This window comes from Tenacibaculum sp. SZ-18 (assembly GCF_002813915.1).
Taxonomy (GTDB): Bacteria; Bacteroidota; Bacteroidia; order Flavobacteriales; family Flavobacteriaceae; genus Polaribacter.
Genome location: NZ_CP019335.1, coordinates 3,901,414 through 3,923,002, shown reverse-complemented (window position 1 = coordinate 3,923,002; position 21,589 = coordinate 3,901,414). Strand labels below are relative to the sequence as shown.

The 21,589-nt window shown below is 31.8% G+C and carries 21 protein-coding genes; 9 read left to right on the top strand and 12 right to left on the bottom strand.

Going from position 1 to position 21,589, the window contains the following annotated elements; translation table 11 throughout:
* Positions 1-104 precede the first annotated feature (104 nt).
* From BTO06_RS17885 to BTO06_RS17870, 4 genes are read right to left on the bottom strand one after another with little or no spacing between them, the layout of a single operon-like run.
* Entirely contained in the window at positions 105-1,703 is a 1,599-nt protein-coding gene (locus BTO06_RS17885; protein WP_100926602.1) for a S41 family peptidase, read from the bottom strand.
* Positions 1,690-2,124: a deoxycytidylate deaminase gene (locus BTO06_RS17880; protein WP_100926601.1), complete on the bottom strand. Its 435-nt coding sequence runs from the start codon at positions 2,122-2,124 to the stop codon at positions 1,690-1,692. The genes BTO06_RS17885 and BTO06_RS17880 overlap by 14 nt, the downstream gene beginning before the upstream one ends.
* Before the next feature lie 43 nt (positions 2,125-2,167).
* Entirely contained in the window at positions 2,168-2,749 is a 582-nt protein-coding gene (locus BTO06_RS17875; RefSeq protein ID WP_100926600.1) for a HupE/UreJ family protein, read from the bottom strand.
* An 8-nt stretch (positions 2,750-2,757) separates the two neighbouring features.
* Positions 2,758-3,219 (bottom strand): Lrp/AsnC ligand binding domain-containing protein, encoded by a 462-nt coding sequence (locus tag BTO06_RS17870; protein ID WP_198517108.1) that lies wholly within the window; start codon positions 3,217-3,219, stop codon positions 2,758-2,760.
* A gap of 139 nt (positions 3,220-3,358) precedes the next feature.
* On the opposite strand from BTO06_RS17870, the gene BTO06_RS17865 reads away from it, so the two are divergent.
* Genes BTO06_RS17865 through bioA form a run of 5 tightly spaced genes read left to right on the top strand, consistent with a single transcriptional unit; the run spans position 3,359 to position 7,179 of the window.
* Positions 3,359-3,787 (top strand): LexA family protein, encoded by a 429-nt coding sequence (locus BTO06_RS17865; protein ID WP_100926599.1) that lies wholly within the window; start codon positions 3,359-3,361, stop codon positions 3,785-3,787.
* Positions 3,788-3,789: 2 nt separating this feature from the next.
* A complete protein-coding gene (locus tag BTO06_RS17860) occupies positions 3,790-4,917 on the top strand; it encodes an aminotransferase class I/II-fold pyridoxal phosphate-dependent enzyme (protein ID WP_100926598.1) in 1,128 nt (375 codons plus the stop codon).
* Between the two features lie 8 nt (positions 4,918-4,925).
* A complete protein-coding gene (locus BTO06_RS17855) occupies positions 4,926-5,306 on the top strand; it encodes a putative signal transducing protein (protein WP_100926597.1) in 381 nt (126 codons plus the stop codon).
* Positions 5,303-5,911: a dethiobiotin synthase gene (bioD, locus tag BTO06_RS17850; protein ID WP_100926596.1), complete on the top strand. Its 609-nt coding sequence runs from the start codon at positions 5,303-5,305 to the stop codon at positions 5,909-5,911. The genes BTO06_RS17855 and bioD overlap by 4 nt, the downstream gene beginning before the upstream one ends.
* 2 nt (positions 5,912-5,913) lie before the next feature.
* Positions 5,914-7,179, top strand: a complete 1,266-nt coding sequence (gene bioA / locus BTO06_RS17845; RefSeq protein WP_100926595.1) for an adenosylmethionine--8-amino-7-oxononanoate transaminase — start codon at positions 5,914-5,916, stop codon at positions 7,177-7,179.
* Here the strand turns inward: bioA and BTO06_RS17840 are convergent.
* Positions 7,165-7,620: a cytochrome c oxidase assembly factor Coa1 family protein gene (locus BTO06_RS17840; protein ID WP_100926594.1), complete on the bottom strand. Its 456-nt coding sequence runs from the start codon at positions 7,618-7,620 to the stop codon at positions 7,165-7,167. The genes bioA and BTO06_RS17840 overlap by 15 nt on opposite strands.
* Before the next feature lie 201 nt (positions 7,621-7,821).
* On the opposite strand from BTO06_RS17840, the gene BTO06_RS17835 reads away from it, so the two are divergent.
* The 3 genes from BTO06_RS17835 (at position 7,822) to BTO06_RS17825 (ending at position 11,689) form a co-directional block, all read left to right on the top strand.
* Positions 7,822-8,919 carry a beta-ketoacyl synthase N-terminal-like domain-containing protein gene (locus tag BTO06_RS17835; RefSeq protein ID WP_232731553.1) on the top strand — a complete coding sequence of 366 codons (1,098 nt, stop codon included), beginning with the start codon at positions 7,822-7,824 and terminating at the stop codon, positions 8,917-8,919.
* Positions 8,920-8,973: 54 nt separating this feature from the next.
* Positions 8,974-10,134, top strand: a complete 1,161-nt coding sequence (gene bioB / locus BTO06_RS17830; RefSeq protein WP_232731491.1) for a biotin synthase BioB — start codon at positions 8,974-8,976, stop codon at positions 10,132-10,134.
* Positions 10,135-10,819: 685 nt separating this feature from the next.
* Positions 10,820-11,689: a cupin-like domain-containing protein gene (locus tag BTO06_RS17825; RefSeq protein ID WP_100926592.1), complete on the top strand. Its 870-nt coding sequence runs from the start codon at positions 10,820-10,822 to the stop codon at positions 11,687-11,689.
* A 314-nt stretch (positions 11,690-12,003) separates the two neighbouring features.
* On the opposite strand, the gene rseP is transcribed toward BTO06_RS17825, so the two are convergent.
* Complete coding sequence (gene rseP, locus BTO06_RS17820; RefSeq protein ID WP_100926591.1) at positions 12,004-13,350, bottom strand: RIP metalloprotease RseP; 1,347 nt, start codon at positions 13,348-13,350, stop codon at positions 12,004-12,006.
* Positions 13,351-13,499: 149 nt separating this feature from the next.
* Between rseP and BTO06_RS17815 the strand changes: the two genes are divergently transcribed.
* Complete coding sequence (locus tag BTO06_RS17815) at positions 13,500-14,174, top strand: SCO family protein (protein WP_100926590.1); 675 nt, start codon at positions 13,500-13,502, stop codon at positions 14,172-14,174.
* 3 nt (positions 14,175-14,177) lie between these two features.
* Here BTO06_RS17815 and BTO06_RS17810 read toward each other — a convergent pair whose 3' ends face one another.
* The 6 genes from BTO06_RS17810 to BTO06_RS17785 all read right to left on the bottom strand — a co-directional run bounded on the left by BTO06_RS17810 (position 14,178) and on the right by BTO06_RS17785 (position 21,263).
* On the bottom strand, positions 14,178-14,525 hold the full coding sequence (locus tag BTO06_RS17810) for an SdpI family protein (protein WP_198517107.1): 348 nt from the start codon (positions 14,523-14,525) through the stop codon (positions 14,178-14,180).
* Between the two features lie 2 nt (positions 14,526-14,527).
* Positions 14,528-15,397, bottom strand: coding sequence for an acyl-CoA thioesterase (locus BTO06_RS17805; protein WP_100926589.1), 870 nt, complete (start codon positions 15,395-15,397; stop codon positions 14,528-14,530).
* Between the two features lie 32 nt (positions 15,398-15,429).
* On the bottom strand, positions 15,430-16,629 hold the full coding sequence (locus BTO06_RS17800) for a peptidogalycan biosysnthesis protein (protein ID WP_100926588.1): 1,200 nt from the start codon (positions 16,627-16,629) through the stop codon (positions 15,430-15,432).
* 45 nt (positions 16,630-16,674) lie between these two features.
* Entirely contained in the window at positions 16,675-17,412 is a 738-nt protein-coding gene (locus BTO06_RS17795; RefSeq protein ID WP_100926587.1) for a hypothetical protein, read from the bottom strand.
* 256 nt (positions 17,413-17,668) lie between these two features.
* Positions 17,669-20,482, bottom strand: coding sequence for a leucine--tRNA ligase (leuS, locus tag BTO06_RS17790; protein ID WP_100926586.1), 2,814 nt, complete (start codon positions 20,480-20,482; stop codon positions 17,669-17,671).
* Between the two features lie 358 nt (positions 20,483-20,840).
* Entirely contained in the window at positions 20,841-21,263 is a 423-nt protein-coding gene (locus tag BTO06_RS17785) for a hypothetical protein (protein ID WP_100926585.1), read from the bottom strand.
* Positions 21,264-21,589 lie beyond the last annotated feature (326 nt).

Sequence of the window (21,589 nt, the reverse complement as noted above, 5' to 3'; positions counted from 1 at the left end):
TTTTCCTAAAGAAAATAAAAATACAGTAAAATAAAAAAAGAAGCGTTATTTTTAAAAATAACGCTTCTTTTTTTATTTAATTCAACTTATATCTGAACCAACTTCTATTCATTATTTTTTTCTAGCTCTAACACTTTTAGAATCATATTATCATCAAGATGATTCATTCTATACAACCCTTGATCATTAAATAATTCTCGAGCAATGGTTGTTTTCAATAACTTTTTTAATTTTTCTCTGGTCAAAGATGATAGTCTTAAATCTTTAATATTACTAAAAAATTGAGATGAAATTTTTTGATTAGCATCAAAAGTTTCAATGAAATCCTCAATTTTAAGTGACGATAAATCTTTCCTATTATTATCTACATATTTAAAAGCAAAATCGTTTAAATAAGCATAATAATAAGGAGAAATATAAGATGATGTGTCGATTGGCACAAATACATCCGGAATAATACCTCCACCACCATATACAGTTTTACCTTTTGGAGTTGTGTACTTTAGGCTGTCAACAATTTTTATACTGTCTCTATTGAATAATTCTCCATTTCTGTATCTGTTTTCAACTTCATCACCATAACTTAACGGCGAACCACTTGCATCTTCAGGCAACTCGTTATCAGTATAATTAGGCTTTTTATACGGCTTTTGAATTGAACGCCCCGTAGGTGTGTAGTAACGTGCTGTAGTTAAACGAACTGCAGAACCATCACCTAAATCCATTTCTTCCTGCACTAATCCTTTCCCGAAGGATCTTCTCCCAACAATAATTCCTTTGTCATTATCCTGTAAAGCACCTGCAACTATTTCAGATGCGGAAGCCGAATTTTCATCCATTAAAACATATAAGCCACCGTTTTCAAAATCACCATAAGAGGTTGCGAAAGATTCACTAATTTCTCCTCCATTATTCTTTGTGAATACAATAAGTTTGTCATCTTCTAAAAACTCATCAACAATACTATTTGCGATGTCTATAAATCCACCACCGTTACCTCTTAAATCTAAAATCAAATCAGTCATGCCTAGATCTTTCAAAATAGTAAGTGACTCTTTAAACTCTTTATAAGTGTTACGTGCAAATCGATCTAATTTAATGTAACCAATACTATCATTTAACATGTAGGCGATATCAACACTTTTAATATTGACTTTTCCTCGTTCTACCGTTACATCAAATAAACTATCGTTTGATTTTCTGTAAACCGTTAGGTTTACTTCTGTATTTGGTGCTCCTTTTAATTTTTTAAGCACTTGATTGTTACGAATTCCTTTTCCAAACAAAGTATCAGAATCGGCAATTAAAATTCTATCTCCAGCCTTAATTCCTTTTCTAATACTAGGTCCTCCTTTCATCGGATGAACTACCGTAATACTGTCATCCATAATTCTAAATTGCACTCCAATTCCTACAAAATTACCTTGCATATTTTCGGTAACGGCTTGTAAATTTTCTTTGGGTATGTAAACCGAATGCGGATCAAGTTTAGTTAGTATTTGTGCAATTGCTCCATCCAACAACTCATCTGTATTTACCTCATCAACATAATCCTGTTCAATGAAGTTTATTAAGCGCTTAATTTTTTGTTCGTTTAAAGAACTTTTACTTAAAGTAGCAGATTGTCCAGTAAAGAAAGTACCAATTAAAACACCGAAAGCCATAGCTATGGCAAAAAATATAGGTAGATTATTTTTGTTCATTAGGTAAATAAATCAATTCAACTCCTGCCTTTTCTAGAAATTCTAATCCGCTTTTATCTTTATACTCGTTAGAATAAATAACTCTTGTAATTCCTGATTGATGTATCAATTTACAACAATCTTTACATGGTGATAATGTAATATATAAAGTAGCTCCTTTGCATGATTGTGTAGATCCTGCAACTTTCAATATTGCATTGGCTTCTGCATGTAACACGTACCATTTCGTCCATCCTTCTTCGTCTTCACATGCATTTTCAAAACCAGTTGGTGTTCCATTGTATCCATCAGAAATGATCATCCTATCTTTTACAATTAATGCTCCAACCTGCTTTCTCTTACAATGAGATAACTTACCCCATTCAGTTGCCATTTTAAGGTAAGTTCGTGCATATCTTAATTCTTTCGTTGTTAAAGTCATATGAGCTAAAATAAGGAGAAATTGCAGTTTAAGAAGTTAATATTTACCAAAAAACACGATTTATCATCATTTGAATAGCAAATCCGATTACGATTGAAGAAGCTACTAAAATCCAATCTCTTCTATTTACACCGAATACTGATTGAACTAAACTACCCACCAATAAAATCAACCCAACAATAATAATTTGCGCAGCTTCCACACCAAGTGCAAATTCAACCAATGGTAAAAACTTATCTGATGCTCTACCTATCATTGCCTTAAAATAATTCGAAAAACCTAAACCATGAATTAATCCGAAGAATAACGCAAAAAATAAATTTTGATTTTCTTTACCAACAGATGCCTTTCTTGCTGTTAATACATTCATTAAACCAGTTATAAAAATTGTAAGCGGAATTAAAAACTCTACCAAATCTTCTCTTACTCTTATAACATTGTAAGCAGATAATGCTAGAGTAATGGAATGTCCTACCGTAAATAACGTAATTAACCAAATTACTTTCTTCCATTGTTTGAATTGATAAACAACTGCTAATACAATTAAGAACAAAATATGGTCATAGGCCTTCAAATCTAAAACATGAAACAAGCCCATTTTGAAATACAATATAAAATCGTTCATAAAAAGGTTTAAATTTTTATTTGTCTGTCTATTTGTTGATCCAAAGATATGAATGTTTCCGTTCTTGAAACTCCTTTTATACTTTGGATATCTTTATTTAACAAATGCATTAAATCTTCATTATTCTTACACATTATTTTAATAAAAATAGCATAGTTTCCGGTAGTGTAATGACTTTCAACAACTTCAGGAATGTCCTTTAATCTTTTAATAGCTGATGAATATAAACTAGCTGAATCTAAAAACACACCAACAAAAGCGGTTGTAGTATATCCTAAAGCTTTGGGGTTTAAGACCATCTTATAGCCTTCTATTAAACTCGACTCGTCTAATTTTCGCAATCTTTGGTGTATAGCCGCACCTGAAATCCCAACTTCTCTAGCGATACTTAAAATAGGGGTTCTTGCATCTTTCACCAATCTTTTGATGATAATTTTATCAATACCATCAATTTTCAACTTTTTTGACATAGGGATAAAGTAAGTATTGGATTGTCTCGTTAAGTGTAGCACAATATAGTTAAAAAATAAAAGAGAATGGTTAACTTTACACAGATGTTCTTATTCAGTATTTGAAAGAACAAACATTGATTTTATTCTTATTTGAAGCATGAGTTTAACATTAACATTTTTTAGTCCGAAAGATATAGTAAGCGATGGTGCTTTATTTATTGATACTGGCATTTCTGCTGGTTTTCCTTCTCCTACAGAAGATTTTAGTGAATCTAAATTATCGTTAGATGAGGAGTTAATAAGGAATAAAGACGCAACTTTTTTCGCTCGTGTTAGTGGTCAATCAATGATTGGAGCTGGTTTGGATGATAAGGACTTATTGGTTATAGACCGAAGTATTCCCCCGGTGAACAATAAAATTGCAGTTTGTTTTTTAGATGGAGAATTTACGGTGAAAAGGTTACGTGTTGATGGAAGTGAAGTATGGTTACAGCCAGAAAACCCTGATTATCCTATTATTAAAATCACAGAGGAAAATAATTTTGTAATCTGGGGAATTGTAACAAACGTTATCAAACGTGTATAAATATGAATTTTCCGAATAAATTAATTCATAAACTCAATCAAAGAATTGAGTCAAATTCATTACGTAGCTTAGACTCCTCTACTGATTTAATCGATTTTTATTCTAATGATTATCTTGGATTTGCTCAATCTGAAGAAATATTCAACCTTACACACGATTTGCTTCTCAAAGAAAACATAAAATTAAATGGAGCGACTGGTTCTCGTTTAATTTCAGGCAATCATTTTTTGTATCAAATAACAGAGGAACATATTGCTCAGTTCCATAAAACTGAAAAAGCGCTATTATTCAACTCAGGTTATGATGCCAACGTTGGTTTTTTTTCTGCCATTCCTCAACGAGGAGATGTTATTTTTTATGATGAATTAATTCATGCTTCTATTCGAGACGGAATTCAACTTTCAAAGGCAAAAGCATATAAATTTAAACATAATGATATTGCACATTTACAAGAACTTCTGAATCGCTTTGATTATGATAATGCCTACATCATAACAGAATCTGTTTTCTCGATGGATGGTGACTCTGCAAATCTGATTGATTTTATTGAAATATCAAGTAAGGACAATACCTTTTTAATTGTTGACGAAGCGCATGCATTAGGTGTTTTTGGTAAAAATGGTGCTGGACTTGTTCAAGAATTAGGAATAGAAGATAAAGTTTTTGCCCGAATCACGACTTACGGAAAAGCTTTAGGTTGTCATGGAGCCGCCATATTAGGAAGTAAAAACCTTTATGATTTTTTAGTTAATTTTTCTAGAAGTTTTATTTACACTACAGGATTATCTCCTCATTCAGTTGCAACAATTAGAGTTGCTTATGAGCAATTAATTCCTAATAAAATAAATGTACTTAAAGATAAAATTACTCACTTCAAATCAGAATTAAAGCGATTGGAATTAGAACATAAATTCATTTCAAGTTCATCGGCGATACAATGTTGTATAGTTTCAAGTCCTGAAAAAACGAAAGATCTTGCTAAAAATCTTCAACAAAAAGGATTTAATGTAAAACCTATTCTTTCACCTACAGTTCCTGAAGGTCAAGAGCGCTTGCGTATTTGTCTGCACAGCTTTAATTCTGACGAAGAAATTACTAGAATCTTATCGCTTCTTGCTACCTTTGTTTAAAATTTAAAATGAGGGAAGATTATACAATTTTAACAGTATTTGAATATTCTACAGAAGCACAAGTCATAAAATCAAAATTAGACTCTGAAGGAATTAGTACTATGTTAATGGATGAAAAAACCATTGATTCTGATCCACTGTTAAGTCAAGCTATTGGAGGAGTAAAACTTTTAATTGCTAATAAAGATTTAGAGAAAGCTTCCAAAATTTACGCCAATATTAGAACCTATGAAAAGGATGAAAACGGTGATGAAATTCATTGTCCAAATTGTAATTCTAGTAGAATTTTAGTAGCAGAAGCTCAACGTAAAAGTTTCTTTTACATGCTCTTCCCATTTTTTGAATCAAGAAAATTAATTTGTAACGATTGCCAAACAATATTTAAATGAAAAAATATTTTATAACTGGAATCTCTACTGAAGTGGGAAAAACAGTAGCTTCAGCTATTATTACTGAAGCTTTAGAAGCTGATTACTGGAAGCCAGTGCAATCTGGTGATTTAGAATATTCTGACACACATAAAGTAAAAAACTTAATTAGTAATAACTCTACTGTATTCCACGAAAATAGTTATGCTCTCAATACACCAATGAGTCCGCATGCCTCTGCGGAAATTGATGGAATTACCATTGACATCGATAAAATTAAAGAACCTGCAACGCAAAATAATCTTGTAATTGAAGGTGCTGGAGGATTATTAGTTCCTTTGAATAATGAGCGCACCATTTTCGATTTAATTAAACCAGATTATAAAGTTATTGTTGTTTCTAGACATTACTTAGGTAGTATAAATCATACTTTACTTACATTAAATTTATTAAAGTCGAAAGGATTTGATACTTCTTTAATTTACAGTGGTAATGAACACAAAACTACAGAGATAATTATTGAGAAAATGAGCGGTGTAAACGTACTTGGAAGAATTGAGGAAGAACCTTACTTTGACCAAAACGTTATTAAAGAATATGCCGAAAAATTTAGAGATAAGTTATAATCATGACTTTACAAGAACGAGACAAAAAACACATCTGGCATCCGTTAAAGCAACATCAAACGCATCCAAATAGTTTAGGAATTATTAAGGCGAAAGGTTGTATTCTTACCGATGAAAATGGAAACGAATATATCGACGCAATTTCATCTTGGTACACTTGCATGTTTGGTCATTGTAATGATTATATAAATAATCGAGTTTATGAGCAAATGCAGCAGCTCGATCAAATAATGTTTAGCGACTTTACGCATCCAGCCGCTGTAGAATTATCTGAAAAATTAATCTCAATTTTACCTGAAAATCAGGCTAAAATATTTTTCAATGATAATGGTTCAACCGCTGTTGAATCTGCTATAAAAATGGCACTTCAATATTATTATAACTTAGAAGATCAACGCACCACTTTTATCGCATTCGAAAATGGATTTCATGGAGATACCTTTGGAGCAATGTCTACCTCAGGCTTATCTGTTTACAACGGTCCATTCGAAGATTTCTTGATTAACATTCACCGCATTCCTGTGCCAGATGGAACTAACCAAGAAGAAATCTCACAGAAATTAAACGAAATAACTAGCCGGCATAAAGTAGCTGCTTTTGTTTACGAACCTATTGTCCAAGGGGCAGCTGGAATGAAAATTCATGATATTGATGGGTTAAATGAAATTATAGGGTTTTGTAAATCTAAAAATGTTCTGACAATCGCTGACGAAGTAATGACTGGTTTTGGAAAAACTGGTAAAAATTTTGCTTCTGAGCACATGACAAATAAACCCGATATTATTTGCTTGAGTAAGGCATTAACTGGAGGATTAGTACCAATGGCAATTACGTCTTGTACTCAAGAAATTTATGATGCCTTTTTAAGTAACGATATTTCAAAAGGATATTTTCACTGTCATACCTATTCTGCAAACCCAATTGGTTGTGCGGCCGCTATTGCGAGTATTGACTTGTTAACTTCAACAGAAATTCAGAATAATATTCAAAGAATATCTCAACAACATAAAACCTTTGGTGCTACTATAACGAATCATCCTAAAGTGAAGTCTACACGAAGTATTGGAGTAATTTTTGCTTTAGATTTAGATACAAATATGGAAAGGTATGGTACTTTAAGAGATTTGCTTTTATCGTCTTTTATGAAAGAAGGTGTCTTTTTAAGACCACTTGGAAACACCATTTACATTCAAACTCCGTTCGTTATTTCAGATGAACATTTGGAGAAAATATATAATACAATCGTTAAAGTCTTAGATACTCTCTAAGACTTTTTCATTGTCCAATAAATTAATACGTTCATTTGTTTCTTTTATAAGTACGTATAAATCCTCATAGATCCATTTTTTGTCTTTACGAATTCCTTTTACAATTAAGGTACCTTCTCCTCTATTTCCTTTAATCGGAACTCTAAAATCAACTTCGCCATCATTATTAGAAACTGAAATTTCCCCATTTGGAAAACCATCTGTATCAATTTCATAACCAACAAATTCCACTACTCTTTCATTCTCTTCGGCTCTTTCTAACGCTTCTTCAAGAGGTGATAATTCAACTAAGTTGTTTACAACTCCAAAAATTGTTGCTCCAACACCAAAAACAAAAAGTAATATTAAAACCAAACAACCTGAACAACAACCAACTGGTAATGCCCATGGCCAATTTCTTGCGATCCAACTCTTTTGATTTTCGTTATATCTATTATCCATAACAACAAAACTATTACGTATTTTACTCTTATAAGACGTAAGAACTAAATACTTGTTTCAAGACTCCTAAAAAAATATAACCCTTAGTCTTCTAGATGTTGATTCTGTTTAAAGATTTAACCTTAATTTTGCTGAAATTTTTTAGACTTGAAACCGATATCAATATCATCTATTGCTTCAATTTCTCCATTAGGTAATACCATGGATGAGGTTTGGGAAAGTTATTTAGATAATGAACATAGAATAAATAAAGAAAACTTTAAACATTTCTCTGAATGGGTTGCAAGAATTTCTCAACATAATATGAAGAATATTGATGAAATTAGAAATTCCGACAACAAATATAAAAACCTTGACAACACTGTTTTATTGGCTATTTATGCTTCTAGAAAAGCAATGAAAGATGCAAATTGGAAAGAAGGTGATGATTTCGGTATTAATATCGGCTCTTCTCGAGGAGCTACAGCTCTTTTTGAAAAATATCATCAAGAATTTCTAGTTAAAGGTATATCCTCTACTCTTAGTTCACCAACAACAACTTTAGGGAATATTTCTTCATGGATTGCGCATGATTTGAAAAGCTCTGGTCCAGAAATTTCACATTCGATAACTTGTTCTACTGCATTACATTCTTTATTAAATGGAGTTGCTTGGATTCAGTCTGGAATGTGCGATAAATTTTTAGTAGGAGGAAGTGAATCCCCACTTACTGATTTTACAATCGCTCAAATGAAAGCTTTAAAAGTTTACTCGAAAGAAACCGAAGGTAATCCGTGTAAAGCTTTTGATCTCAATAAAACTAAAAACACAATGGTTTTAGGAGAAGGTGCTGCCGTAGTTTGCTTAGAAAATGAAATCAATGAAAAAACCATTGCTAAAATTGAAGGTGTTGGTTATGCTACTGAAGTTTTAAAACACAACACATCGGTAACAGCAAACGCAGAATGCTTTCAGAAATCAATGAAAATGGCATGTAAGAATATTGATTTAAACGAAATCGATGTCATTGTGATGCATGCTCCTGGTACCATAAAAGGTGATTCTTCAGAAGTTAGTGCTATTGAAAAAGTTTTCGGAAATCATCGTCCATTTTTAACAACTAATAAGTGGAAAATAGGACATACTTTTGGCGCTTCAGGATTACTAAATTTAGAACTTGGACTTTTAATGTTACAACATCAAAAAGCTATTGAAGTTCCATTTGCAGAGAAACAAAGACAACCAAAACAATTCAATAAAATACTCGTAAATGCCGTAGGGTTTGGGGGTAACGCTGTATCAGTTTTAATTTCAAAATAATATAATAATACAATTACTTTTCCTACTTTTGATAATGCAAACAATGACGACTATATGAGTGAGACTAGACACAATTGGACTAAAGAAGAAATTTTAAAGATTTACAATAAGCCGATGATGGAGCTATTGTATGATGCAGCTACAATTCATCGTAAACACCACGATCCAAACACGGTTCAAGTATCAACGCTTTTATCAATAAAAACAGGAGGATGTCCTGAAGATTGTGGATATTGTCCGCAAGCAGCAAGATATCATACCGAAGTTGAAGGAAATGATTTAATGAGTGTTAATCAAGTTAAAGCACAGGCATTGCGTGCTAAAGCCTCTGGAAGCTCAAGAGTTTGTATGGGAGCAGCTTGGAGAAACGTAAAAGACGGACCAGAATTCGATCAAGTATTAGAAATGGTTCGTACAATTAATAAACTTGATATGGAGGTTTGCTGCACACTAGGAATGATTACTGAAAATCAGGCGCACCGTTTGGCTGAAGCAGGTTTGTATGCATATAATCATAATTTAGACTCTTCTGAAGAATATTATAAAGAAGTAATTTCAACAAGAGGTTTTGAAGACCGTTTAGAAACTATCGATAATGTTCGTAAAACTAATGTAACAGTTTGTTCAGGAGGAATTATTGGTATGGGAGAAGCTATAGAAGATCGAGCTGGAATGTTAGTTGCTTTATCAACTTTAAATCCACAACCAGAATCTGTGCCAATTAACGCTTTAGTTGCTGTTGACGGAACTCCTTTAGAAGATCAAAAACCGGTTTCTATTTGGGAAATGGTCAGAATGGTAGCAACAACAAGAATCGTAATGCCTGAAACTCAAGTGCGTTTGTCTGCGGGTAGAACAACAATGAGTCAAGAAGGACAAACGATGTGTTTCTTTGCTGGTGCGAATTCTATTTTTGCTGGAGATAAGTTATTAACAACTCCAAATCCCGATGTAAATGAGGATATGAAGTTATTTGAATTATTAGGTTTAAATCCTCAAAAGCCATTTATTAAAAAGATGCAACCCCAAACGGTTGAAGCCGAAGACTCTCAGTTCCAAACATTAGGAGAGAAGCCTAAATGGACTAGACCTAAACATAAAATTGATAGAAACGAACAGAAAAAAGCAGAAGCAAAAGAAATTAAAAAACGTGAACTACAAGTAAAACGTTGGCTAAAAGAAGAGCCGGAGCCAAGTAAAGAAACGAACAGTTAAATAATAAATTTAAAATAGGTTATTTGATGTTGAAAATACTTAAATGACCTATTTTTTATTTAATAAATACTTCCATTACGGTCACTTACAGGATGAGTCTTCCATGAATTCTATGTCAAAACACATATGAAAACCCGCTATATTTCCCTAATTGCTTATTTCAAAAGGCGAATTATTATCACAAAATTTTGCAATAAAAGGAAGATCTACAAGCTTATACATTTATTTAACTTAAGACTTTCTCTCAATTAAATTAGTTGCACCAAAGAAAGTTTACTATGTATTTACATCAGAACTACAATTTGCTTAAAAAAAACTTTAAGTCATAAATGACTTTCGTAGAAAGAAGGAGAACTTTACTTTAAATCTTTAATAGGTTCGTTTGAAATATTAGCAACATGAATATTCATGCTCAAGGGAATTTACAGCTCTTGTATTAATTTTTCAAATCTCACTCCTTTAACTGATCAAAATAAATATTGAATGGTGAAAATGGTTTTTTACTAAAGTCCTCCTTCCAATTTAAATATTTTTATACCAGAAGTAATCTGATAAATCAATCATTAAAAATGCTAAAAGTATTGCTAAATTTAATAAATTTACAGCTCGCAATTTAATTTAATGAGAACCAATCTAAATAGAATCGTAACGTTTTCTTAACTTTGCGAACATCAAATATCAATTCATGGGGTTACAATTGGAACAAATCGATAGAGTCGAAACGATTACCAAAGAAGACTTTATCAAAAATTACTTTAAGCTTCAAAAACCAGTGGTTATTGAGCGTTTTATTGAAGATTGGCCTGCTTATAACAAGTGGTCGCTAGAATATATGAAAGAAGTAGCTGGAGACAAAACCGTACCTCTTTATGACGATAGACCTGTAGATTATAAAGATGGTTTTAATGAACCACATGCCACCATGAAAATGAGTGAGTATGTTGATTTATTAAAAAGAGAACCTACAAAATTCAGAATCTTCCTATGGAATGTTTTAAAAGAAGTTCCAGTCCTTCAAAAGGATTTTAAATTTCCTGATTTTGGTTTGCGACTGATGAAAGGATTACCAATGTTATTCTTTGGAGGAAGAGATTCTTACACTTTTATGCATTACGATATTGATTTAGCCAATATTTTCCACTTTCACTTTGAAGGAAAAAAGAAGTGTATTTTGTTTGATCAGAAACAAAATAAATACCTCTATAAAATACCTCATTCTCTAATTACAAGGGAAGACATTAACTTTAACGATCCTGATTTTGAAAAATGGCCAGCGCTTAAAAATGCTAAAGGTCATGTGACAGAGTTAGAGCATGGAAACGTTTTATATATGCCTGAAGGATACTGGCATTATATGCGTTATATAACACCTGGTTTTTCAATGAGTCTTCGTGCAATAGCAAGAAACCCTAAAAACCTTGGAAAAGCGATTTATAATGTCTTTATTATGCGCTCTATCGACAATTTTATGCGTCGAATAAAGGGACAAAAATGGATTGACTGGAAAAACGACCAAGCCATTACCAGAACGAACAAAGAAAACGGCATTTATTAACAATAAAATAAGGGAAAAAACCCATTAATTTCTAGGTAATAACATTAAATATACTTTCTTATCTTTCATTAAGTTTGTTTAACTAAAAAAGAAAGATGAAAGTATGTCCACACTGCGGCTCTTCGAATAGAGTTCGTAGAAAAAGAATGGGATTTGTAAAGTACCTCAGCTTTATTAAATTTTACAATTGCCTAGATTGCAGAAAAAATTATTACTGGATTGATTCATGCAATTTAGCGCTAAAAGCAAAAGGTCGTTCTTGTAAGAAATAACTCATTTATTTTTACCAAGTGACAATTTTGTAAATATTACTTCTACTTAAATAGTTTCACAATATCATTACCATTTGCAAAGATTAATAAAGCAAGTAATAATACAAATCCAACTACTTGGGCATATTCTAAAAACTTGTCACTCGGCTTTTTACCCGTAATCATTTCCCATAGTGTAAAAACTACATGACCTCCATCTAAAGCAGGGATTGGTAATAAATTCATAAAACCTAACATAATAGATAGAAAAGCTGTAATACTCCAAAAACTGTAAGCACTCCATTCTGAAGGGAAAATACTTCCTATTGAAATGAATCCTCCCAAACCTTTGTATGCGCCTGTACTTGGGTTAAATATTTTCTTTAATTGTTTCACGTAACTGGTCAATGTAGTCCAAGATTTATTTAGTCCTGCTGGGATTGATTGCATAAAAGTGTACTTTTTATCAGCAAGTTTGTAATATCCCAATTTTTCTAGATCTAGAAGGCCTAATGACCCAGAAAACACCATTAATTTCCCTTCTTCACTTACTTTTACAGGTACTTCTTTAGTTTCTTCTCCTCTTTTAACGACTAGTGTTGTATTTTGATTTTTTAATGTTTTTAACATAGCAGCAACCTCATCAAAATATCTCACTTCTTTCTCTCCAACACGCACAACTATATCTTTTGGCTGTAAACCAGAGGATACATTTATAGAATTTTCTGGAACATTTGCGATGACAAATGGTGTACGGTAATTTATGAAACTTCCAGCATCTTTATCTCGATCCACTAATTTTGAAATAAAATCAATAGGAATTTCTTTCTCAATTTCTTGTCCATTTCTTTCTATGATAAATTTATTTCCATTTATGAACTCAACTGGAATCTCGCTGAATTTTCTGATTGCATTTCCGTCTACAGAAAGAATTTTATCACCTGTTTCTAAACCTAAAGTTTGAGCTAATTCATCTTGAGCCCAAATACCGTCTTTTACATTTTCATTTGGTAAATATTTTTCACCATAAACCCACATTAAAGCGATATATATTAAAATCCCTAAAACAAAGTTTACAATAACACCTCCTAACATAATAATTAATCTTTGCCATGCTGGCTTAGAACGGAATTCCCAAGGTTTTGGTTCTTCTTTCATTTGCTCGGTATCCATACTCTCGTCAATCATTCCGGCAATCTTCACATAACCTCCTAAAGGAATCCAACCAATTCCATAAACAGTTTCTCCAATTTTCTTCTTGAATAAAGAAAATTTGTAATCGAAAAAAAGGTAGAATTTTTCAACTTTTGTTTTAAACAATTTAGCTGGGATAAAATGCCCTAATTCGTGTAAAACAATTAGTAATGATAAACTTAAAATGAATTGTGATGCCTTTATTAAAATTTCCATAAATGGTATTATTGTCTCTTTAGAATTCAGCAAATGTACACTTTTAAAAAGAGTTGTAAAAATGCTCTGTTTACACTTGTTTCTGTTTTAACAAAGATTTTAGGAAACTGGCTTTATTAGCCTTATTTTTGTAGAAGAATTTAAGTGCAATGGACATACGTTTTTTTAAAAAATCGAAGTATACTTTTCTGTTTTTAATCTTCTTTACAATAATCGCTTTACCAACCTATTATTTCTTAGTTCGAGTTGAAGAAAAACTACCTATCTATAATCCAGCAGATATTAATCCTAAGTTAGTAGATAATTCCTTACGGATGTTCACTAAGAATCATACCATTTCTGATTTTGAACTTATTAATCAAAACGGTGAAAAAGTTACTCAAAAAGATTACGAAGGGAAAATATATGTCGCTGATTTCTTCTTTGTTACCTGTAAAGGAATTTGTATTCCAATGTCTAACAATATGCTTACACTTCAAGAAGAATTTAAAGATGATAACGACATCATGTTTTTATCACATAGCGTGACACCAGAACTAGATAGTGTCCCAGTTTTGAAAGCTTACACCGCACGCAAAGGAATTAATGATAAAAAATGGAATGTTACCACTGGTGATAAAAAGCATATATACGAACTAGCTAGAAAAAGTTATTTCGCTGTTCTGGATGAAGGAGACGGTGGTGTACAAGATTTTATACACACTGAGAATTTCATCTTGATTGATAAAGACAAACGAATTCGAGGTATGTATGATGGTACAAAATATGAGAATATGCAAAAGATTATTGATGACATCAATTTGCTAAAAGAAGAGTATAAGTAAACTTTACTTTTTTAGCTTATTCCCTTCTTTATCGTAATACTTGTTTAATTCTTGTTCTGTTTTTAGAACACAAACACCTAATGTAATTACCATGATGGCAATTGGTTGCCATGAAGTTTCTTTTGCTATAAAAGATAATCCTAAAGCAGCCGCAAATGAAATTCCAGCATATTGCAATAACTGTTTATTGAAAAATCCATTAGCAAAATCCCAAATATCTTGGTTTGCCATCGTTCTCGGTGTTCTATAACCATACAATCCGTTTATCTTCTTGGGAGGATTGTAATAAAAAACAATACTTAATAAAAATAATAGTCCGTTAACAGATAATACGTAATATACTGGATTCATAATTATTTCTTTTTTTGAGGTCTCATTAAACCTTCTTGTGCTACTGATGCTATTAATTTTCCTTCTCTTGTATAAATGTTTCCACAAGCAAATCCTCTTGCTCCAAAAGTATTTGGGCTTTCAATTGAAAATAACATCCAATCTGAGAAATCGAAATCGCGATAAAACCACATTGAATGATCTAAACTTGCCATTTGCGTATTACCAAAATTTGCCACACTCGCATTAGGATACAAACAAGCTGTTAAAATATTGTAATCAGAAATATAGGTTAGTATTTGTTGCTTTATTGTTAAACTTAAATTTGAACTATCTCCTTTAAGCTTAAACCAAACATCTACAACTGGCGGCAAATCTTTCTGCTCAAAAGGATTAACAACTTGTACAGGCTTAAAATAAATAGGACGTTCAATACTTAAAAACGCTTTCATTTTTTTTGGGAGAAAATCACCGAATTTTTCTCTCATATCCTCCCAACTCATTAAATCCTCCGGCTGCCCAATATCTTTTTTTATTGGCATTTGATGTTCATAACCATCTTCTTTTTTATGGAAAGAACATGCCAAGATAAAAATAGTTTTATCATTTTGATGTGCTGTAACTCTTCGTGTTGAAAAACTTCCTCCATCACGTATTGTTTGAACGTTATAAATGATGGGTAAATCTAAATTTCCCGCCTCCAAAAAGTAGGAATGTAACGAGTGTAAAATTCTTTCAGAACTCACCGTTCTGTAGGCAGCGTTTAAAGATTGTGCTAATACTTGTCCTCCGAAAACATTTGGACTTCCAATATCTTTACTTACTCCACTAAAATTAGTGTCTCCCTCATCTGTAAGTGTAAGAATATCGAGTAGATCTTTCGTATCTTTCATTGATTACTATTTACAAATTAAAAGTACTCTTTTTAATTATGAGCAACAAGATTTTTAACCTTAAAAGGGAACTTTTGATTAAACGGAGTTGGTTGAATTTTATTGACAAAAAAGCTAAAAATCTTATTTGGAATATGATTCTTATGTCTAAAGTAAATTGTTAGATTCTGAGGTTCAGCACCAACAGAACTTTTTATTTCACTAGCAGTTCTTCCAAAATTAATTTGACTCAGTTTCTTATCAATGGCCAACTGAATATAATCGTATAACATTCTTTGGTAAATGGCAAACTCACGATTGTAAGTGTAATCGATACCAACATAATGCGCATCTAAGTCTTTCTGATTAATCATCGCTGACAAGTATCCAACTACTTTATCTTTTAGTAAATAAATTCTAATCACATAATCTTCACCTAGTTTCTCTTTTAATGAATTATATGTTTCTAAATTAAACGAACCTAAATTAAAACCAGCCTTTGAAGAAACATTTTTATAAAGCGTTTCCATTTCAGGAGCATAATCATGAAAATTGTGTTGCGTAATGTCAATCACTTCTAATGGAAAACTTTTTTCCATTGCTTTTTTTGCTTTAACACGAAACTTAGTTTTCATTGCTGCCAAATAATCCGTGAAGTCATTCCAATCAGAATCAATTTGCATTAACATGTTTGGCTCAACATTGAAAGAATGATAATTGTACCCAAGTAATTCATCTGTAACAAATAAGGATTCATGAATAAAATCCTTGAGCATAAATCCACTGATTTTATAATTAAATTGCTTCTCGTCATTCACTAATTCAACGACGGATTTTGCTAGCTCTTTAATTACTTTTTGTTTATTCTGATTATTCTTAATGAAAATTCCGTGTTCTCCACTAACAAAGGTATTTCCACAGGTAAGAATTTTGAAAGGTTTTTTTTTAGCAACAATTCCAAATTTTCTTCCAATCTTTTTAATTTGATTAACAAATCCTTTTAACTCATTTTGAACACTATCAAGCAAAAAATCAACTACTTGTATGGTTGCGAATGCAATTGGACTGTTTTCATCATCATGTAAAACCACATACAAAAAATCAATTCCAGAATGGTTATTAGCAATGGCTGATAAATATTTCGGACTAAAATATAGGTTATTCGTACAACCTAAGTCGTTCCAGGTTTCTTCTGGAACATCCTCTATGTGCACATAATAATCTGTATTATGTACTTTTCTACAAAAATTCAAACAAGGGCCTAATTTATTTTAAACTAAAATTAATAAAAAAGATTATTAATTTTTAGTTATCCTTTTCTTAATCTTTCTAATTGATGGAGAACTTAAATAAAATAAGTAAAATCCTGATAAAATAGTTGCTAAACCTAAAACTGAAAATATACGTAATGTCCAATTTGTAATACGATCACGAGTTTCAAAATCCATTACATGCAACATCCATAAAAAGTCAAATCGTCGCCAATTATCATTTCTTACTGATGTAATTTTTGCAAGATTAGGATGCACATAAACTTTTGTATTTGTAGAATGATCTAAGGTAACAGCATAAACAGGGAGCGGTTTTTCACGATACTCATGAGACTTTGAAATATTTTCTTCTGTTAGAAAAACTGTTTCTTTTATGGCTATTTTTTCCTTTAACCTACTTTTTACAAAAGATTCAACTTCTTCTTTGGTAAGCAATTCATTTAGTGCATATTGATTCTTATTCAACTTTAATAAATAGTGTTTTGATTCAGATTGTACACGAAGTAAGCTATCTTTATTTACTAATATTGCTTCAACACTTTTAATCGGCTCTTTAATTGCGGTAAATAACTTAAGTACTGGTTCATTATATTCAAATGAAAAGGTTTTCTCTGATTTATCAACCAAAGTCTTGCCGTGGACATCTTTCATGTTATTCCAACTAAAGTACAATCCACCAAGTGTCCAAAATAAAAACTGTATTCCAATAAAAACACCTAAATAACGATGAACCTTACGTGTTCGTAAACTTAACTTTCTTGACATTTTACTTATACTTTAATTTCATTATTATCAATACTAAAACTGACACCTTTGTGATTGCATTCGCTAAGATAAATGGTATGTTTTTTTTTATTTAGTTAGATGTATTAAAGACAAGCCAACAAAATTTTATTGTAAATTAACAAATTACTGGAAAATTGGAACTAAAATCTAGGTAAAAAATATCTGTAGATTTTACAAAAACCCTTAATCAGAATAACTGATTAAGGGTTTTATTTTATGAAAATGTACTATCTATTTATCCTACAATATTGATAATTTTACCAGGTACAATAATTACTTTTTTTGGTTCTCTTCCTTGTAATTGTTGTTGTGTTCTTTCATGAGCCATCACTACCTCTTCAATTTCTTCTTTACTCATGTCTAATGGTAAGTTTAGCTTGAAACGCATTTTCCCATTAAATGAAACTGGATATTCTTTCTCTGATTCTACTAAATACTTCTCCTCAAACTTAGGGAACGGTGCCGTAGAAATAGATTCTGAATTTCCTAATGTACTCCACAATTCTTCTGTAATGTGCGGAGCATATGGAGAAATTAAAATTAATAACTGCTCTAAAATTGCTTTGTTATTACACTTTTGAGCTGTTAATTCATTCACTGCAATCATAAATGTAGAAACTGACGTATTAAACGAGAAGTTCTCGATATCCTCTTCTACTTTCTTAATTGTTTTGTGTAATGTTTTTAAATTATCCTTAGTTGGCTCTCCTTCTGTAACTTCAAAAGTTTCTCCGTTATAGAATAACTTCCATAATTTCTTTAAGAAAGAAGATACGCCAGAAATACCCGAAGTTTTCCAAGGTTTAAATTGCTCTAACGGGCCTAAGAACATTTCGAATAAACGTAAACTATCTGCTCCGTACTCTTCACAAATATCATCAGGATTAACAACATTAAACCAGCGTTTAGACATTTTTTCTACCTCACGTCCAACGATATACTTACCATCTTCTAGTTCGAATTCAGCATTTTCAAACTGAGGTTGCCAACTCTTTAATCCGTGACAATCTAACTCGTCAGAAGAATTAATTAACTTGACATCCACTCTTAATTCTTCAGTCTCGTATTGATCTTTTAATCCTTTAGAGACATATTTATTAGTTCCAGAAACTCTATAAATAATTGCAGAAGTTCCTAAAATCATTCCTTGGTTGATTAACTTCTTCGCAAATTCATCCACTGGTAAAAACCCTCTATCGAATAAGAATTTTTGCCAAAAACGTGCATATAATAAGTGTCCTGTTGCATGCTCAGAACCACCAATATATAAATCAACTTCTTTCCAATACTCAACCGCTTCTTTACTCACAAACTCTCCATTGTTTGAAGCGTCCATATAACGATTAAAATACCAAGAACTTCCTGCCCAACCTGGCATTGTGTTTAGTTCTAATGGGAAAATAGTTTCATTATCAATTTTATCGTTTTCAAATACAGTATTTGTCGTTATATCCCAAGCCCAAACGTCAGCATTACCTAAAGGTGGTTTTCCATCTTCTGTTGGTAAATACTTTTCCACTTCTGGTAACACAATTGGTAAATGTTCTGAAGAAATCATTTGTGGCATTCCGTCTTTGTAATATACTGGGAATGGCTCTCCCCAATAACGTTGACGACTAAATACAGCATCACGTAAACGATAGTTTATCTTTCCGTAACCAAAACCACGTTGTTCCATTTCATAAATAACAGTTTTCATGGCTTTTTTGTACGATAAACCGTTTAAGAAATCAGAGTTTGCAATTACGGTTTTTTCTTTATCAGCAAAAGCTTCTTCAGAAATATCAACACCTTCAAAAATATTTGGAATTTCTAATCCAAAATGATTTGCGAAATCATAATCACGTTGATCTCCACAAGGAACCGCCATCACAGCTCCAGTTCCATAACTCGCTAACACATAATCACCAATCCAAATTGGAACTTGTTTTCCAGAAAATGGATGTATTGCATATGCTCCAGTAAACACACCAGAAATTGTTTTTACATCGGCCATTCTATCACGTTCTGAACGTTTTGCTGTTGCTTTAACATAAGCTTCAACCGCCTCTTTTTGATCAGCAGTTGTGATTTTTGCTACTAACTCATGCTCTGGAGCTAATGTCATAAAACTTACTCCATAAATGGTATCAGGACGTGTTGTAAATACATCAATCATCGCATCATATCCATCAACATTAAAAGAAACCATTGCTCCCTGAGATCTTCCAATCCAGTTTGTTTGAATATCTTTTAAAGGCTGTGGCCAATCAATTCCATTTAATCCATCCAATAATCGCTGTGCGTATGCAGAAATTCGCATAGACCATTGTGTCATTTTTTTACGAACAACAGGATGACCTCCACGTTCTGAAACTCCATTTACCATTTCATCATTCGCTAAAACTGTTCCTAAAGCTGGACACCAGTTTACTTCTGTATCTGACAAAAACGTTAAACGATATTGTAATAAAATTTCTTGTCGTTTCGTAGTTGAAAAACCTTTCCAATCTTCAGCAGTAAAAGAAATTACATCTTCATCACAAACTGCATTTATATTTGCATTTCCTTCTGCTTCAAATTTTTCAACTAAAATACTAACATCTTCAGCTTTATCCGTGTCTTTATTATACCATGAGTTGAACAATTGAATAAAAATCCACTGTGTCCATTTATAATACTCAGGGCTTGAAGTACGAACTTCACGAGACCAATCAAATGAAAAACCAATTTGATCTAATTGTCTACGATATGTTGTAATATTTGTTTCTGTAGTAATCGCAGGGTGTTGACCAGTTTGAATTGCATATTGTTCTGCTGGTAATCCAAAACTATCATAACCTTGAGGGTGCAATACATTAAATCCTTTATGACGTTTGTAACGAGCGTAAATATCACTAGCAATATAACCTAATGGATGACCAACGTGTAATCCTGCTCCTGATGGATAAGGAAACATATCTAACACATAATACTTAGGTTTATCTGAATTGTTGCTAGCCTTAAAAGTTTGGTTCTTCGCCCAATACTCTTGCCATTTCTTTTCTATTTCTTGATGATTGTATTGCATCTTTTAAAATTATTCTTGCTATTACGAGTAATAACACACGATTAAAGGCGCAAATTTACAACTCTCGTTGGTAAGTGGAAAGTAATTTTATCTTTTGTAAAAAAGCAGCATCCATTGCAGGGAATTCAAGAAAATGTTACCTCAATAAACTTGTTGATTTTTTTGATTTTTGTAGACTAAACAACATTTTTTTAATGTTATAAAGTTAAACTAGAATAAACGAAAGAAGTTCAAAATATAGGATCGAGATAAGAAATAATTTAATCTTTAAAGAAGTTTTGAATGGAAATAGAAATAAAAAAAGGATGAAACCGAGCAAAAGTATCATCCCTTTAGAGTAAAAAATTGTTTATATGATTCAATTTAAACAATCCTTATAATTAGAATCTTTTCTATAAAGTATTATTTGTCCTTGAGTATCATCATACATTTCTACAATATTATTATTACACCTTACGACAAGATCATATTTTTTAATTATCCCAAAGTTGTAATCGATAACAAACTTTGAATCTATAATAGCATATGCCTTCTTCGAAGGAATAGCTTCTGTAAATTCACCATCAATTCCATAAAATGTAAATTTTTCACCATCAGAAAAAGTATGCATTACTCTGTCTTCAAAACCTTTAACTAACCACTCACCATTTTCTAACAGTGAAACCTTTTCTTGTAATGTTAATTCTCTGTAAACATCATTCTCAGACTTACTACAACCAACTATTAAAATAATTGATAAGATTGCTAAACCTTTAAGAATTTTACCTGTATAGTTCTTCATATGTATAAATTTTAATAACAGTGTAAACATCGATATTACCTAACATATGTTTCTTAATAAATTGGTTGAAATGAGCTAAAAAAAGGTTAAAGCCGAAAAAAATCGCTTGAAAATATAATAGTATTCAAGATACGTGATGTTTGGTAATAGTAACAATTAAACTTAAGAACTAACTTTACTCTGCACTATTTTAAGTTACCTTAACATCTTTCTTCCCATTCTTGTTAACTAAATGTTTAAGTATTAGTGAAAACAGAAATACCTGCATGCGAAAAAGATGCGACATCCTATGTGTTGTACAACCCATAAAGGAACTGTCTAAAAAG

Coding starts and splice junctions, on each gene's coding strand:
- BTO06_RS17885 (WP_100926602.1), bottom strand. CDS start 1,703: ATGAACAAAAATAATCTACCTATATTTTTTGCCATAGCTATGGCTTTC.
- BTO06_RS17880 (WP_100926601.1), bottom strand. CDS start 2,124: ATGACTTTAACAACGAAAGAATTAAGATATGCACGAACTTACCTTAAA.
- BTO06_RS17875 (WP_100926600.1), bottom strand. CDS start 2,749: ATGAACGATTTTATATTGTATTTCAAAATGGGCTTGTTTCATGTTTTA.
- BTO06_RS17870 (WP_198517108.1), bottom strand. CDS start 3,219: ATGTCAAAAAAGTTGAAAATTGATGGTATTGATAAAATTATCATCAAA.
- BTO06_RS17865 (WP_100926599.1), top strand. CDS start 3,359: ATGAGTTTAACATTAACATTTTTTAGTCCGAAAGATATAGTAAGCGAT.
- BTO06_RS17860 (WP_100926598.1), top strand. CDS start 3,790: ATGAATTTTCCGAATAAATTAATTCATAAACTCAATCAAAGAATTGAG.
- BTO06_RS17855 (WP_100926597.1), top strand. CDS start 4,926: ATGAGGGAAGATTATACAATTTTAACAGTATTTGAATATTCTACAGAA.
- bioD (WP_100926596.1), top strand. CDS start 5,303: ATGAAAAAATATTTTATAACTGGAATCTCTACTGAAGTGGGAAAAACA.
- bioA (WP_100926595.1), top strand. CDS start 5,914: ATGACTTTACAAGAACGAGACAAAAAACACATCTGGCATCCGTTAAAG.
- BTO06_RS17840 (WP_100926594.1), bottom strand. CDS start 7,620: ATGGATAATAGATATAACGAAAATCAAAAGAGTTGGATCGCAAGAAAT.
- BTO06_RS17835 (WP_232731553.1), top strand. CDS start 7,822: ATGGATGAGGTTTGGGAAAGTTATTTAGATAATGAACATAGAATAAAT.
- bioB (WP_232731491.1), top strand. CDS start 8,974: ATGAGTGAGACTAGACACAATTGGACTAAAGAAGAAATTTTAAAGATT.
- BTO06_RS17825 (WP_100926592.1), top strand. CDS start 10,820: ATGGGGTTACAATTGGAACAAATCGATAGAGTCGAAACGATTACCAAA.
- rseP (WP_100926591.1), bottom strand. CDS start 13,350: ATGGAAATTTTAATAAAGGCATCACAATTCATTTTAAGTTTATCATTA.
- BTO06_RS17815 (WP_100926590.1), top strand. CDS start 13,500: ATGGACATACGTTTTTTTAAAAAATCGAAGTATACTTTTCTGTTTTTA.
- BTO06_RS17810 (WP_198517107.1), bottom strand. CDS start 14,525: ATGAATCCAGTATATTACGTATTATCTGTTAACGGACTATTATTTTTA.
- BTO06_RS17805 (WP_100926589.1), bottom strand. CDS start 15,397: ATGAAAGATACGAAAGATCTACTCGATATTCTTACACTTACAGATGAG.
- BTO06_RS17795 (WP_100926587.1), bottom strand. CDS start 17,412: ATGTCAAGAAAGTTAAGTTTACGAACACGTAAGGTTCATCGTTATTTA.
- leuS (WP_100926586.1), bottom strand. CDS start 20,482: ATGCAATACAATCATCAAGAAATAGAAAAGAAATGGCAAGAGTATTGG.
- BTO06_RS17785 (WP_100926585.1), bottom strand. CDS start 21,263: ATGAAGAACTATACAGGTAAAATTCTTAAAGGTTTAGCAATCTTATCA.